Origin of the sequence: Geobacillus sp. LEMMY01 (genome assembly GCF_002042905.1) — a bacterium.
Lineage (GTDB): Bacteria > Bacillota > Bacilli > Bacillales > Anoxybacillaceae > Geobacillus > Geobacillus proteiniphilus.
On the sequence record NZ_MVKA01000002.1, the window covers coordinates 47,013 to 60,226 of the forward strand.

14 protein-coding genes are annotated in these 13,214 nt (G+C 55.0%); 1 reads left to right on the plus strand and 13 read right to left on the minus strand.

Annotation, left to right across the window (positions count from 1 at the left end):
- Positions 1-42 precede the first annotated feature (42 nt).
- From prmC to B1A75_RS01900, 11 genes are all read right to left on the minus strand, one after another.
- Entirely contained in the window at positions 43-924 is an 882-nt protein-coding gene (prmC, locus tag B1A75_RS01850) for a peptide chain release factor N(5)-glutamine methyltransferase (protein ID WP_074042860.1), read from the minus strand.
- Positions 914-1,990 (minus strand): peptide chain release factor 1, encoded by a 1,077-nt coding sequence (gene prfA, locus B1A75_RS01855; RefSeq protein ID WP_011232845.1) that lies wholly within the window; start codon positions 1,988-1,990, stop codon positions 914-916. The genes prmC and prfA overlap by 11 nt, the downstream gene beginning before the upstream one ends.
- A gap of 95 nt (positions 1,991-2,085) precedes the next feature.
- Positions 2,086-2,526: a hypothetical protein gene (locus tag B1A75_RS01860; RefSeq protein ID WP_074042861.1), complete on the minus strand. Its 441-nt coding sequence runs from the start codon at positions 2,524-2,526 to the stop codon at positions 2,086-2,088.
- Positions 2,527-2,668: 142 nt separating this feature from the next.
- The gene (locus B1A75_RS01865) at positions 2,669-3,292 is read right to left on the minus strand and encodes a thymidine kinase (RefSeq protein WP_014196962.1); all 624 of its coding nucleotides are present in this window, start codon (positions 3,290-3,292) and stop codon (positions 2,669-2,671) included.
- A 163-nt stretch (positions 3,293-3,455) separates the two neighbouring features.
- On the minus strand, positions 3,456-3,656 hold the full coding sequence (gene rpmE / locus B1A75_RS01870; protein WP_011232848.1) for a 50S ribosomal protein L31: 201 nt from the start codon (positions 3,654-3,656) through the stop codon (positions 3,456-3,458).
- 257 nt (positions 3,657-3,913) lie between these two features.
- Complete coding sequence (rho, locus tag B1A75_RS01875) at positions 3,914-5,188, minus strand: transcription termination factor Rho (RefSeq protein WP_011232849.1); 1,275 nt, start codon at positions 5,186-5,188, stop codon at positions 3,914-3,916.
- Between the two features lie 252 nt (positions 5,189-5,440).
- Positions 5,441-6,403 (minus strand): class II fructose-bisphosphatase, encoded by a 963-nt coding sequence (glpX, locus tag B1A75_RS01880; protein ID WP_011232850.1) that lies wholly within the window; start codon positions 6,401-6,403, stop codon positions 5,441-5,443.
- A 34-nt stretch (positions 6,404-6,437) separates the two neighbouring features.
- On the minus strand, positions 6,438-7,724 hold the full coding sequence (locus B1A75_RS01885) for a UDP-N-acetylglucosamine 1-carboxyvinyltransferase (RefSeq protein WP_011232851.1): 1,287 nt from the start codon (positions 7,722-7,724) through the stop codon (positions 6,438-6,440).
- A gap of 132 nt (positions 7,725-7,856) precedes the next feature.
- A complete protein-coding gene (gene fsa, locus B1A75_RS01890; RefSeq protein ID WP_011232852.1) occupies positions 7,857-8,498 on the minus strand; it encodes a fructose-6-phosphate aldolase in 642 nt (213 codons plus the stop codon).
- 91 nt (positions 8,499-8,589) lie between these two features.
- Entirely contained in the window at positions 8,590-9,453 is an 864-nt protein-coding gene (locus B1A75_RS01895; RefSeq protein ID WP_074042865.1) for a class II fructose-bisphosphate aldolase, read from the minus strand.
- 208 nt (positions 9,454-9,661) lie between these two features.
- A complete protein-coding gene (locus B1A75_RS01900) occupies positions 9,662-10,024 on the minus strand; it encodes a response regulator (RefSeq protein WP_074042866.1) in 363 nt (120 codons plus the stop codon).
- A gap of 123 nt (positions 10,025-10,147) precedes the next feature.
- On the opposite strand from B1A75_RS01900, the gene B1A75_RS01905 reads away from it, so the two are divergent.
- Complete coding sequence (locus B1A75_RS01905; RefSeq protein ID WP_074042867.1) at positions 10,148-10,669, plus strand: DUF2529 domain-containing protein; 522 nt, start codon at positions 10,148-10,150, stop codon at positions 10,667-10,669.
- A 150-nt stretch (positions 10,670-10,819) separates the two neighbouring features.
- On the opposite strand, the gene B1A75_RS01910 is transcribed toward B1A75_RS01905, so the two are convergent.
- Both B1A75_RS01910 and rpoE read right to left on the minus strand, forming a co-directional pair.
- On the minus strand, positions 10,820-12,415 hold the full coding sequence (locus B1A75_RS01910; RefSeq protein WP_079935640.1) for a CTP synthase: 1,596 nt from the start codon (positions 12,413-12,415) through the stop codon (positions 10,820-10,822).
- A gap of 160 nt (positions 12,416-12,575) precedes the next feature.
- Positions 12,576-13,130 (minus strand): DNA-directed RNA polymerase subunit delta, encoded by a 555-nt coding sequence (gene rpoE / locus B1A75_RS01915; protein ID WP_074042869.1) that lies wholly within the window; start codon positions 13,128-13,130, stop codon positions 12,576-12,578.
- Positions 13,131-13,214: the final 84 nt, after the last annotated feature.

The following is a 13,214-nucleotide window of genomic DNA, read 5'->3' on the forward strand; positions in this document are numbered from 1 at the left end:
CTTTCATTGTGGACGGCGCCGCTCGTTTTTAAACCTATCAATCTAACACTTTTTCCCGTTTTTCGGCCGCGTCATGTACACCATCCGGTCTTTGCCGTTGAGGTCAAAATCAACTTCCACTTCGGCTTCTGGAAACGCTGCGGCCAAGAGCGCCGCCACTGCTTCCCCTTGCCCGGCGCCGACTTCAAAAGCGGCAAGCGCCGGCGCACCGAGCACAAGCGGCAGCTCGCGGGCGAAGCGGCGGTAAAAATCAAGCCCGTCGCGGCCGCCAAAGAGCGCCGTGTGCGGCTCATAGTTTTTGACGACCGGGGAAAGCATAGCGGCGTCCGTCTCTGGAATGTACGGCGGATTGGAAACGACGACATCGACCGTCCGCCCCATGACAATGAACGGCTGCAGCAAATCGCCGCACAAAAATGAAACGTTCGCCCCGAGCCGCCGGGCGTTTTCACGGGCGACCGCGAGCGCTTCTGTGGAAATGTCGATTGCCGTCACGGACAGCGCTTTGTTCTCCAGCGCCAATGTCACGGCGATCGCCCCGCTGCCAGTGCCGACGTCAACGACATCGATCCGCTTCCGACCAGCAAATAGGCGCGGCACCCGCTTTAGGACGCCAAGCACAAGTTCTTCCGTTTCCGGGCGCGGGATTAACACATGGCGGTTGACAAGAAACGGCCGGCCGTAAAACGATTCATAGCCGATCAAATATTGAATCGGCACATGGTCCACCGCATGGCGGCGCACATCGGCCGCAAACCGTTCATATACCGCTTCGTCGACCGGCTCGCGCCAGCGGGCGAACAGCCCGGCCCGATCGGTGCGCAAATGGTGGCACAATAGCCACTCCGCCGCCCGCTCCTCTTTTCCGTGGGCGCGCAAAAAAGAAGAAGCCCAGGCGAGGACTTCATGTACGTTACGACGCATCGTTCGCTTGCTCCAATTTTTTCGCTTGGTCGTCCAAAATGAGCGCCTCGATGATTTCATCCAAATGCCCATCGAGCACTTGATCGAGCTTTTGGATCGTCAGTCCGATGCGGTGGTCGGTGACGCGGTTTTGCGGGAAGTTGTACGTGCGAATGCGTTCAGAACGATCGCCGGTGCCGACAGCTTGCTTGCGCGTTTGGTCGTATTCAGCGCGCGCTTCTTGCTGGTATTTATCGTAAATGCGGGCGCGCAATACTTTCATCGCTTTTTCTTTGTTTTTGATTTGCGATTTTTCGTCTTGGCACGTGACGACAATGCCGGTCGGAATATGGGTGAGGCGCACGGCCGACATCGTCGTGTTGACGCTTTGCCCGCCCGGTCCGCTTGAGGCGAACGTGTCGACGCGAATGTCTTTTTCATTGATTTCGACTTCGATTTCTTCCATCTCCGGCAGGCAGGCGACCGTCGCCGTCGACGTATGGATGCGCCCGCCTGACTCCGTTTCCGGGACGCGCTGGACGCGGTGCGCGCCGTTTTCAAACTTCAGTTTTGAATACGCCCCTTTGCCGTTGATCATAAAAATGATTTCTTTATAGCCGCCGAGGCCGGTCGGGCTCGCTTCGATCACTTCCGTCTTCCACCCTTGCGATTCCGCATAGCGCGTATACATCCGGTACAAGTCGCCGGCAAATAGCGCCGCCTCTTCGCCGCCGGCGGCCGCGCGGATTTCCATAATGACGTTTTTCTCATCGTTCGGATCTTTCGGCAAGAGCAACACTTTCAGCTTTTCAACGAGCGCCTCTTCCCGTTCTTCCAGTTCGCCGATTTCCTCTTTCACCATCTCGCGCAGCTCCGGCTCCAGCTTTTCTTCGAGCATCGCTTTCGCTTCGGCCAGCTGCTCGCGAACCGATTTGTATTCGCGGTACGTTTGCACCGTTTCTTCCAAATCCGCCTGCTCTTTGGAATAATCGCGCAGCTTTTTCGGATCGTTGATGACATCGGGGTCCATCAACAGTTCATTGAGCTTTTCATACCGTTGCTCCACAGCTTCCAACCGGTCAAACACATCATTCACCTCTGTTTTTCCCACACAGTCTAATTTTAGATTATAGCATGAAATGAAGCCAAACAAAAACCCCCGCTTTTGGCAAGCGGGAGCTCTCAGTTGACGCGCACGATGATCTCGTATGTCGGGATCGCTTTTGTCAGCAGCTTGTCAATGCGTTGCGCCTCGCGCTGCCGCTCCTCGTCAGACAGCTCTTCCGGCACATCGACCGTCACATACATATTGCCGCCGTGAAACCAGATGGAGTCGGCGTGGTAATCGGTGTACCGCTCAATGAGTTGCGCTGCCTTGCGCGTATCGGCGCGCTGGTTTTCGCTTCCTTCGGTCAAGCTGATAAAATTCGGGTTTTGCCGCACCTTTTCCGGATCGTCGAAGTTGTTGTACAAGTCGCGGTCGGCGTCGATTTTCGGCCGCCCGTCCGTCATCAGCCGCGCGCCGTTTTTGTCCTCGCTTTGCTGGCGGTAGGACGGATGATCCGGATTCAACGAACAGGCCGAAAGCAGTAAGATCATTCCTAACAGCCAGATGCGTCTCATCCTTTTTCGCCTCCTTAGCTGTTAGGATGTCCATGACCGCCATTGATGATACGTAGTAAGCCTTGAACGCTCTCTCACCTACGCAAACGCGTAGAGGTGGGAGATTGTAAACGATCGAACAACATCGATGATCGCCTCACCGTCACTCACCCGTATGTCCAGCAAGCGGGCGGTTGTACCGCTTTTTCGGTTTGCCGGGCACCTCGTGGTGATGGCGGCAGCGCGGCTCATACGCTTCACTGGCGCCGACGAGAATCACCGGATCGTCATAAGAGGCGGGCGCACCGTTAATGAGCCGCTGCGTCCGGCTGGCCGGGGAACCGCATACCGTGCAAACCGCCTGCAGCTTCGTCACCGACTCCGCGATCGCCATCAGCGCCGGCACGGGGCCAAACGGTTCGCCGCGAAAATCTTGGTCGAGCCCCGCGGCGATGACGCGGTAGCCGCAATCAGCGAGCGTTTGCACCACATCGATGATGTCGTCGGAAAAAAACTGTATTTCATCGATGGCGACGACGTCGGTGGCGGCGGAAATGTAGCGGAACATTTCCGCCGGCGTCGCGACCGGAATGGCGATCACCGAATTGCCGTTGTGCGACACGACTGCGTCTTCGCTATAACGATTGTCGATCGTCGGTTTGAACACTTTCACTTCCTGCTTGGCAAACTGAGCGCGGCGGACGCGGCGAATCAATTCTTCTGATTTGCCGGAAAACATGCATCCACAAATGAGCTCAAGCCAGCCGGACTGCGTCATCACGTACATCGGGGCCTCTCCTTTCACACAACACTGTCCTCAAACCATCGGCCGCTCCTTGCCGTCTGCCATCGCAACGATCAGCGGGATCAGCTTGATAAGCAACCGGCCTTCCATCTGCTCTCACGAAAAAGCAGGCAAGTTTCGCTTGCCTGCTTTCGTCACGTCCTTGTTACTTAAGGCCGTATTTTTTATTGAATTTATCCACGCGGCCCGCTGCCGTAACAAATTTTTGTTTGCCCGTGAAGAACGGATGGCATTCCGAGCAAATCTCCACGCGCAGCTCGTCTTTGACCGAACCGCTTTCGAATTCGTTGCCGCATGCGCAACGGACGATGACTTTTTTGTACTCTGGATGGATGCCTTGTTTCATCGTTTTCATCTCCTTCCGCCCTGTATCTTATCGAAACAGAGTGATTCGTAGCATGGAACGCTTCATGCTTATGCGCGCCCGCCCGTTTGGCAAGGCGCAGCGCATGGAACAGCTGGGGCTCCACCGAAGCGAACCCAGCCGGTGCAAATCACGGATCGCACAAACCAAAAGGCGATAGCCAAAACACACATGTTAAGATTATAACAGCTTTTCTGTCAGTTTGCAACGGGCGATTCGCGGCAAATTCCGCCAACTGCCTACAGACGGGGCGGGCCGCCCTGTTTCCACTCCTGATCGAGCAAGGCGAAAAACTCTTCGTTTGACTTCGTCCGGCGCAATTTGTTCAAAAACCGCTCGATAAAGTCGGGCGAATCGGCCATCGTTTTGCGGATCGCCCACAGCTTTTCCAAATGTTCTTTCGGGATGAGCAGCTCCTCTTTGCGCGTTCCCGAGCGGCGAATGTCAATCGCCGGAAAAATGCGGCGCTCGGCGAGCGAGCGGTCAAGATGGAGCTCCATGTTGCCGGTGCCTTTAAATTCCTCGTAAATGACGTCATCCATGCGCGACCCGGTGTCAATGAGGGCGGTCGCCAAAATCGTCAAGCTGCCGCCTTCTTCGATGTTGCGCGCCGCGCCGAAAAACCGCTTCGGGCGATGAAACGCCGCTGGGTCGATCCCTCCTGAGAGCGTGCGTCCGCTCGGCGGAATGACCAAGTTGTACGCCCGGGCGAGGCGGGTGATGCTGTCCATTAAAATGACGACGTCACGCTTATGCTCAACTAATCGCATCGCCCGTTCTAAGACAAGCTCGGCCACTTTAATATGGTTTTCCGGCACCTCATCAAACGTCGAGCTGACGACATCGCCTTGCACCGACCGCTCGATGTCGGTCACTTCTTCCGGCCGTTCGTCAATGAGCAAGACGATCAACTCGACATCCGGGTGGTTTGTGGTGATGCTGTTGGCAATTTCCTTCAGCAGCATCGTCTTGCCAGCTTTCGGCGGCGCGACGATCAACCCGCGCTGGCCAAAGCCGACGGGAGCGATCAAGTCGATGATGCGGGTCGACAGCTTGTCCGGCGTTGTCTCCAGCTTCATTTGCCGATTCGGGTAAAGCGGCGTCAACGCTGGAAAGTGAACGCGCTCCTTGGCGACTTCCGGGTCTTCGCCGTTGACCGCTTCGACATGAAGCAAGCCGAAGTAGCGTTCATTTTCTTTCGGCGGCCGCACTTTGCCGGATACTTTATCCCCGTTGCGCAAATCAAAACGGCGGATTTGGGAAGCGGAAATGTAAATGTCTTCCGAGCTCGGGGAATAGTTGATCGGGCGCAAAAAGCCGAATCCTTCCGACGGAATGATTTCGAGGATGCCTTCCATGAAAAAGAGGCCGTCTTGTTCGGCACGCGCTTTCAAAATCGCAAAAATAAGCTCCTTTTTCGTCAACTTGCTGTAGTATGAAATTTTGTATTGCTTGGCGAGCTCATACAGCTCCTTCAATTTCATGTTTTCTAGTGCTGCTAACGTTAATTCCATCTTGACACCACACTTTGCAAATTTTCCTATTCTCCCATCGTTCGTGTTCGGACGTATTGGTCATCAATTCGACAGGCGAAGGGATTCATTTCGAAGATGATGAAGGCTGAAATGAAATAAAGAAGTAGAATGGCAGAGCTTATTTTTGCATAAGCAACACGACTATTTTACCCTTTTTTCTTCTTTTTAATCAATATTTTTTTGTTTTTCCGAGCCAGGCGCGGCTCCGGCGCCCGGCCGGATGGTAGGATATCATTTGATGACTAAGTTCGGTTTTTTCTTCAAACTGTGCCGCCCTTCGATGAAGCGGACCGTGCCGGACTTGGCCCGCATGACGACGGAGTGGGTGAGGCCGTACGCCCCTTTCAGCCGCACGCCGCGCAACAGCTCGCCGTCGGTGACGCCGGTGGCGGCAAAAATCGCGTCGTCTCCTTTCACCAAATCGTCCATGCGCAGCACTTTGTTGACGTCAATGCCCATTTGTTTGCACCGCTCGACTTCATCGTCGTTTTGCGGCAGCAGCTTCCCTTGCAGTTCGCCACCAAGGCATTTCAACGCGACCGCGGCGAGCACTCCTTCCGGCGCGCCGCCCGAGCCGAACAAAATGTCAACGCCGGTATGGTCAAACGCCGTGTTAATGGCGGCGGCGACATCGCCGTCATTGATGAGCTTAATGCGGGCGCCGGCTTCACGCAGCTCATGAATGAGACGCTCATGGCGCGGACGGTTGAGAACAACCGCGACGACGTCTTCAATATCTTTGTTTTTCGCCTTCGCCACCGCCTTTAAATTGTCGATGATCGGCGCCTCAATGTCAATCATCCCGACCGCTTCCGGCCCGACGGCGATTTTCTCCATGTACATGTCCGGCGCGTGAAGCAGATGACCGTGGTCAGCGACAGCGACGACAGCCAAGGCGTTCCATCCCCCGGAAGCGACGATGTTCGTCCCTTCAAGCGGGTCGACAGCGACATCGACGCGCGGGCCATAGCCGTTGCCGAGCTTTTCCCCGATATACAGCATCGGCGCTTCGTCCATTTCCCCTTCGCCGATGACGACGGTGCCTTTCATCGGCACGGTGTCAAACACGTCGCGCATCGCCGACGTCGCGGCGTCATCAGCCTCATTCTTTTTCCCGCGCCCCATCCAGCGGGCGGCGGCAAGCGCCGCCGCTTCGGTGACGCGCACGAGTTCCATCGATAAGCTTCGTTCCATCGTCGTTCTCCCCTTCCCCTTTGTCGACTGGACGTTACGCGTTTTTCACTTGCTCGATTTCTTCATCGGTCATTTTTTCGCGCCAAATGGTGGCGCCGATGTCAGACAGTTTTTCGACGAGGTTGCTGTAGCCGCGGTCGATATGCTCGACGCCGGTGATCTCCGTCACTCCTTCAGCCATCAGCCCGGCAATGACAAGCGCCGCCCCGGCGCGCAAATCGCTCGCCTTCACTTTCGCCCCTTGCAGTTTGACGGGGCCGGTGACGATGGCTGAGCGGCCTTCGACTTTTACATTGGCGTTCATGCGCCGCAATTCATCGACATGCTTGAAGCGGGCGCTGTAAATCGTGTCGGTGACGACGCTTGTGCCGTTGGCTTTTGTCAGCAGCGCGGTAAACGGCTGCTGCAGATCAGTTGGGAAGCCCGGATAGACGAGCGTCTTGACGTCAACCGCTTTCAAAACGTCGGTGCCGCAGACGAGAATTTGATCTTCCCCCGTCTCCACGCGCACCCCCATTTCGCGCAATTTGGCCGTCAGCGATTCAACGTGCTGCGGGATGACGTTGTCGACGACGACTTCGCCATTGGTGGCCGCGGCGGCGATCATGTACGTCCCGGCTTCGATCCGATCCGGGATGATGGCATGGCGGCAGCCCGATAATTTTTCGACGCCGTCAATGCGGATCACATCGGTGCCGGCTCCTTTGATTTTCGCGCCCATATTCGAAAGCAATGTCGCTACATCGATGATTTCCGGCTCTTTCGCCGCATTTTCGATAATCGTCCGCCCTTTGGCGCGCACCGCCGCCAGCATGATGTTGATCGTCGCGCCGACGCTGACGACGTCCAAAAAAATGCGGGCTCCGCGCAGTTCCTCCGCGCGCAAGTAAATGGCGCCCTGCTCGTTCGTTACGGTGGCTCCCAGCGCCTCAAACCCTTTGATATGCTGGTCAATCGGGCGCGGACCGAGATGACATCCGCCCGGCAAGCCGACAACCGCTCTTTTGAAGCGGCCAAGCATCGCCCCCATCAAATAGTAGGAGGCGCGCAGCTTTTTCACCTTCCCATTTGGAAGCGGCATGGACACCATATTCGTTGGGTCGATGACCGCCTCTTTGCCGTCAAACGAAAACGAGCCGCCGATTTCTTCGATCAAGCTTCCTAAAATGTGCACGTCGGAAATGTCCGGCAACCCCTCGATCGTCACCGGCGAATCGGCCAAAATCGCTGCAGGAATCAAAGCGACCGCGCTGTTTTTCGCACCGCTCACTTTGATCGTTCCCCGCAGCCGATCTCCGCCGATAATTTTCATTTTATCCATCGTCGTCTCCCTTCTTTGCTCGGAAGTTGGCTTCACCCCTGGGACGAAAAAGCAAAGCCGGGCGGGCTCATCACTTCCGGCCTGAACGCGGCAGAGCGAGCCCGCTTCACCCAAGAGGCAAACGGCTTACTTTCATTTTTGCCGATTCCAGTCGGCGAGAAACTTCTCAATTCCTTGATCGGTCAGCGGATGGTTGAACAATTGCATAAGCACCTTGTACGGAACCGTGGCAATATGCGCCCCGCGCAGCGCCGCTTCCGTCACGTGGTGCGGATGGCGGATCGAAGCGGCGATGATTTCCGTTTCAATGCCATGAATGTTGAAAATCTCAGCGATGGTGGAAATGAGCTCTAAACCGTTATGGCCGATGTCATCGAGGCGGCCGAGGAACGGAGAGACGTACGTCGCGCCGGCGCGTGCGGCCAAGAGCGCCTGGTTGGCGGTGAACACAAGCGTCACGTTCGTTTGAATCCCTTTTTCGCTGAACGCCTTGACTGCTTTTAAGCCTTCCGGCGTCATCGGCACTTTGATCGTAATGTTCGGAGCGATTTTCGCCAGCTCTTCGCCTTCAGCGATCATGCCGGCAGCGTCGGTCGAAATGACTTCGGCGCTCACCGAACCGGAAACGATCGATGTAATTTCGCGCAACCGATCATGGAACGATACGTTCTCCTTCGCCACAAGGCTCGGGTTGGTCGTCACTCCGGCCAAAATGCCGAGTTCATGGGCGTGTTTGATTTCTTCCAAGTTGGCAGTGTCGATGAAAAATTTCACGGTTGACCCTCCTTGTTATTCGTTGCACATGCAAAGACGGCCGTGCGGCGGCCAAACGCCGCCTGCTGAGCCGCTGCGTTGATCCCGCTCGTTATCGCACCGCTTTTCCAGACGAGCCGAACTCGCGCATTTTGCCAATGACCGTCGCTTTGATGGCGTCGCGGCCCGGGCCGATGATTTTGCGCGGGTCGTATACGTTCGGGTCTTTGGCAAGCAGCTCGCGGACGACTTTCGTAAACGCCATTTGATTTTCCGTATTGACATTGATTTTCGATGTGCCAAGGGAAATAGCGCGCTGAATTTGCTCGGTCGGAATGCCGGTGCCGCCGTGAAGCACAAGCGGAACGCCGGTTAAGTCGCGGATTTGTTCCATTTCGGCAAATCCGAGCTTCGGCTCTCCTTTGTATGGGCCGTGCACAGAACCGAGCGCCGGAGCGAGACAGTCGACGCCTGTCCGTTTGACCAGCTCTTCGCACTCTTTCGGGTCGGCGTAAATGATTCCTTCGCCGACGACGTCGTCTTCCTGCCCGCCGACGATGCCGAGCTCCGCTTCGACCGAAACGCCGCGCGCATGAGCATATTCAACGACTTGCGAGGTGATGCGGACGTTTTCTTCAAATGGATGGTGAGAGGCGTCAATCATAACCGAGGTGAACCCGGCGTCAATCGCCGCTTTGCATTTTTCAAAGCTCGATCCATGGTCGAGATGGATGGCGACCGGAACGGTGATGTTCATGTCTTCCATTAAGCCTTTGACCATGTTGACGACCGTTTTGAATCCGCTCATATAGCGAGCCGCCCCTTCGGAGACACCAAGAATGACCGGCGATTTTTCCTCTTCGGCCGCCGCTAAAATGGCTTGCGTCCACTCCAAGTTGTTAATGTTAAATTGACCGACCGCGTATTTGCCGCGCAGCGCCTCGTTGAGCATCTCTTTCATCGATACTAACGGCATGGTTACATCCTCCTTAGCTGATCGTCGTCTTTGTCGCCTTGGCGATGACTGGGCCCACAGGCGCAAAATCCATCTACGTTATAAGCATACCAACTTGCCGGCAAAACAGCAACATTTCCATCCTTTATTCTCCTAAAGACGACAGCGTCATCAATGTCCATCGATGCACTTTCTTTGCCAAAGGAAAGCCGCCCATCGATGGCGCCGTCTAGGCAGTAATGTATTTTTTGACGGCAGCGCGCAAATCGTCAATATCAAACGGCTTGGCAAAATGCATAAGCGCCCCGAGCTCTTTCGTTTCTTGAATCATATCAAGCTCCCCGTAGGCGGTCATGATGATCACCTTAATATCCGGATCGATGTCTTTTAACCGTTTTAAAATTTCAATGCCGTCCATGCCAGGAATTTTCATATCAAGAAGCACAAGATTGGGGTGATGTTTGCGGGCGATTTCGAGCGCCTGCATGCCGTTGGCTGCTTGATACGTTACATACCCTTCCCGCTGAAACACTTCATTGAGCAAAATGCGGATGCCATACTGGTCGTCGACAATCAAAATTTTGTTTCCCACCGTTATGCACCTCTATTCCCTGTTTTCTCCCTATTAATGTTTCGCATTTGGCAAACCCATTTCCTGCTTGCTTTTCTTGTTGTTTGCCGATTTTGTATAATAGCGGCGAAGGGAGGCCGAACCGTGAAAATTTTGACGACGCAAACGATCGGATTGTTGCAAAAAATCGCCGCGGACGAGGAGCTGGCGCTCGAAGACGGGGCGCGTCTGCTCGCTCAGGCCGCCATCGGCGATGGATGCATTTGGCTGTATGGCATAGGCGAACTCGATGCGGTCGTCACCGCCGCGCTTCTTGGCCCCGATCCGCTGCCAAAAGCCAAACGGCTTGAGCCGACAGCAACCGATGACTGGCAGGAGACGGACCGAGCGCTTTTGTTTGCCCGCTTTTCCAATGATCCTGAGGCCATTCGCCTTGTCGAACAGCTGCAGAAGCACGGCGTCGATGCAGTCGCCGTCGCGGCGCTCGTCAAGGATGAACCCGGACTGGCCGATATGGCCGCCGTCTTTATCGACAGCAAACTTTCCCGCCCGCTCGTGCCGACCGAAGACGGCCGCCGCATCGGCATGCCGACGATCATCACGGCTTCCTTTGTCTACTACGGGCTGCGTGTGTTGCTCGATGAAATTTTGGCGGAATATGAGTAACGGCCGCCATCCAAACGAGCCTCTCCCGCCGGCTGAAGGCAAAGAAGAAGAGAAGCCGTGCCTAGCCAAACGAGCATCGTGCTTGAAAAAAAGAAAGGGGGCTGAACCCAAAAGGCCGTTCGGCGGCTTTTTGGGACAGCCCCTTTTTCGTCACTGTTTCAGCGACGCTCTGACAAACTCGCGGAACAGCGGCTGCGGCCGCGTCGGGCGCGAGGTGAATTCCGGATGAAATTGCGCGGCGACGAACCACGGATGGTCCCTGAGTTCGATCACTTCAACCAACCGTCCGTCCGGGCTCGTGCCGGAAAAGACGAAGCCGTGCTCTTCCATGATCGGCCGGTATTGGTTGTTGAATTCGTACCGATGGCGATGGCGCTCGTAAATGACTTCATCGCCGTAGGCGGCGTAAGCAAGCGTTCCTTCCTGTAGCTTGCACGGATACAAGCCGAGGCGGAGCGTGCCGCCTAAATCTTCGACATCCTTTTGTTCCGGAAGCAAGTCGATGATCGGATGCGGCGTGTTCGGGTCAAACTCGGACGAATGGGCGCCGGACAACCCGACAACATGGCGAGCAAATTCAATCGAGGCGAGCTGCATTCCTAAGCAAATGCCCAAAAACGGCACGCGCTGCTCGCGGGCGTAGCGGATCGCCTCAATCTTCCCTTCGACCCCGCGGTCGCCGAACCCGCCCGGAACCAAAATGCCGTCCGCTTCTTTCAGCAACTCCGCTGCATTGTCGCGCGTCACGTGCTCCGCATTCACCCATTGAATGTCAATATCCGTATCAAACGCATAGCCGGCATGGCGAAGCGCTTCGACCACGGAAATGTAAGCGTCCGGAAGCTCGACGTATTTGCCAACCAAAGCGATTTTCGTCGTTTTCGATAAGTTGCGCACTTTCTCGACGAGCGCCTTCCATTCGGTCATATCCGCTTCGCGGCAGTTGAGGCGCAAATGTTCGCACACGATTTGGTCCAGCTTTTGTTCTTGAAGCATAAGCGGGACCGCATACAGCGTATCCGCATCGCGCGATTCAATGACCGCTCTCGGGTCAATGTCGCAAAAGAGGGCGATTTTTTCTTTCATTTCTTGCGGCATCGGCATTTCCGTGCGCACGACGATGACGTTCGGCTGAATGCCGAGGCTGCGCAATTCTTTCACGCTATGCTGCGTCGGCTTCGTTTTCATTTCCCCAGCAGCCTTGATGTACGGCACGAGCGTGCAATGGATGTACATGACGTTTTCGCGGCCGACATCGCTTTTGATTTGGCGGATGGCTTCTAAAAACGGAAGCGATTCAATATCGCCGACCGTGCCGCCGATTTCCGTAATGACGACATCGGCGTTCGTCTCTCTTCCGGCACGGAAGACGCGCTCTTTAATTTCGTTGGTAATGTGCGGGATGACTTGCACCGTGCCGCCCAAGTAATCGCCGCGCCGCTCTTTGCGGATGACGGCGGAATAAATTTTTCCTGTCGTCACGTTGCTGTATTTGTTCAAATTAATATCAATGAATCGTTCATAATGCCCCAAGTCCAAATCCGTTTCCGCCCCGTCGTCGGTGACGAACACCTCGCCGTGCTGGTACGGGCTCATCGTCCCTGGGTCGATGTTGATGTATGGGTCAAACTTTTGAATCGTCACGTTCAACCCGCGGTTTTTCAACAAACGCCCGAGCGAAGCCGCCGTAATCCCTTTTCCGAGCGAGGAAACAACGCCGCCTGTCACAAAAATGTATTTCGTCATTTTGTCTTCCCCCTTGCCGAAATTGCGGTAACAGTTTCAGTGTTTGCGAAAGGCGCAAATAAAAAACGCTCCGCTTACCGTACGTAAGGGAGCGATCCATTTGTTCGTTTTCAAGAGCCCAACACACATTGTACCGGGTTCCCCTGGCAAAGTCAAGCGGTTATTCGTCTTCCTCCGGCTCTTCGAGATCAAGTTCTTCATCGAGCGGTGCATCGTCGAGCTCAAACTCTTCATCGCCAAGGAGGTCGTCGTCAAACGCGACATCTTCGTCCAAATCGAATTCTTCATCTTCCAAGAGCTCGTCTTCATCAAGCTCGAGCTCTTCCTCATCATATTCATCCAAATCGTCGTAATCGAGATCTTCTTCGTCAAGCAACTCATCGTATTCATCGTATTCATCATCAAGCGCTTTTTTCTTCTTCGGCTTGACGATCGTCACCGTTTCGTCTTCTGTCTGGTCGAACGGATACCATGCGCGCAATCCCCAGACGTTTTCTCCAACGCAAATAAACCGGCCGTCGATGTTTAAATCGGTGTAATATTGGGCCAGCCGCGCCTCCATCTCTTCTTCCGATATGCCAGCCAGCGCTGCTGCTTCACGGACGAGTTGATCAAACGGCAGCGCCTCCCGCTTGTCAAGCAAAATAAGGTTCGCCAGCTCGACGAACGACATTTCCTGCAATTCCTCTTGAGAGTATTGCTGCTGCAGGCTCAAGTTCAGCACTCCCCTTCTATATAATGAAACCAATGAATGCAAGTGTGGAATACATACCATTCATTATAAACAAATTGTCGGGGT

Coding starts and splice junctions, on each gene's coding strand:
- prmC (WP_074042860.1), bottom strand. CDS start 924: ATGCGTCGTAACGTACATGAAGTCCTCGCCTGGGCTTCTTCTTTTTTG.
- B1A75_RS01860 (WP_074042861.1), bottom strand. CDS start 2,526: ATGAGACGCATCTGGCTGTTAGGAATGATCTTACTGCTTTCGGCCTGT.
- B1A75_RS01865 (WP_014196962.1), bottom strand. CDS start 3,292: ATGTACGTGATGACGCAGTCCGGCTGGCTTGAGCTCATTTGTGGATGC.
- rpmE (WP_011232848.1), bottom strand. CDS start 3,656: ATGAAACAAGGCATCCATCCAGAGTACAAAAAAGTCATCGTCCGTTGC.
- rho (WP_011232849.1), bottom strand. CDS start 5,188: ATGGAATTAACGTTAGCAGCACTAGAAAACATGAAATTGAAGGAGCTG.
- glpX (WP_011232850.1), bottom strand. CDS start 6,403: ATGGAACGAAGCTTATCGATGGAACTCGTGCGCGTCACCGAAGCGGCG.
- B1A75_RS01885 (WP_011232851.1), bottom strand. CDS start 7,724: ATGGATAAAATGAAAATTATCGGCGGAGATCGGCTGCGGGGAACGATC.
- B1A75_RS01895 (WP_074042865.1), bottom strand. CDS start 9,453: ATGCCGTTAGTATCGATGAAAGAGATGCTCAACGAGGCGCTGCGCGGC.
- B1A75_RS01910 (WP_079935640.1), bottom strand. CDS start 12,415: ATGACGAAATACATTTTTGTGACAGGCGGCGTTGTTTCCTCGCTCGGA.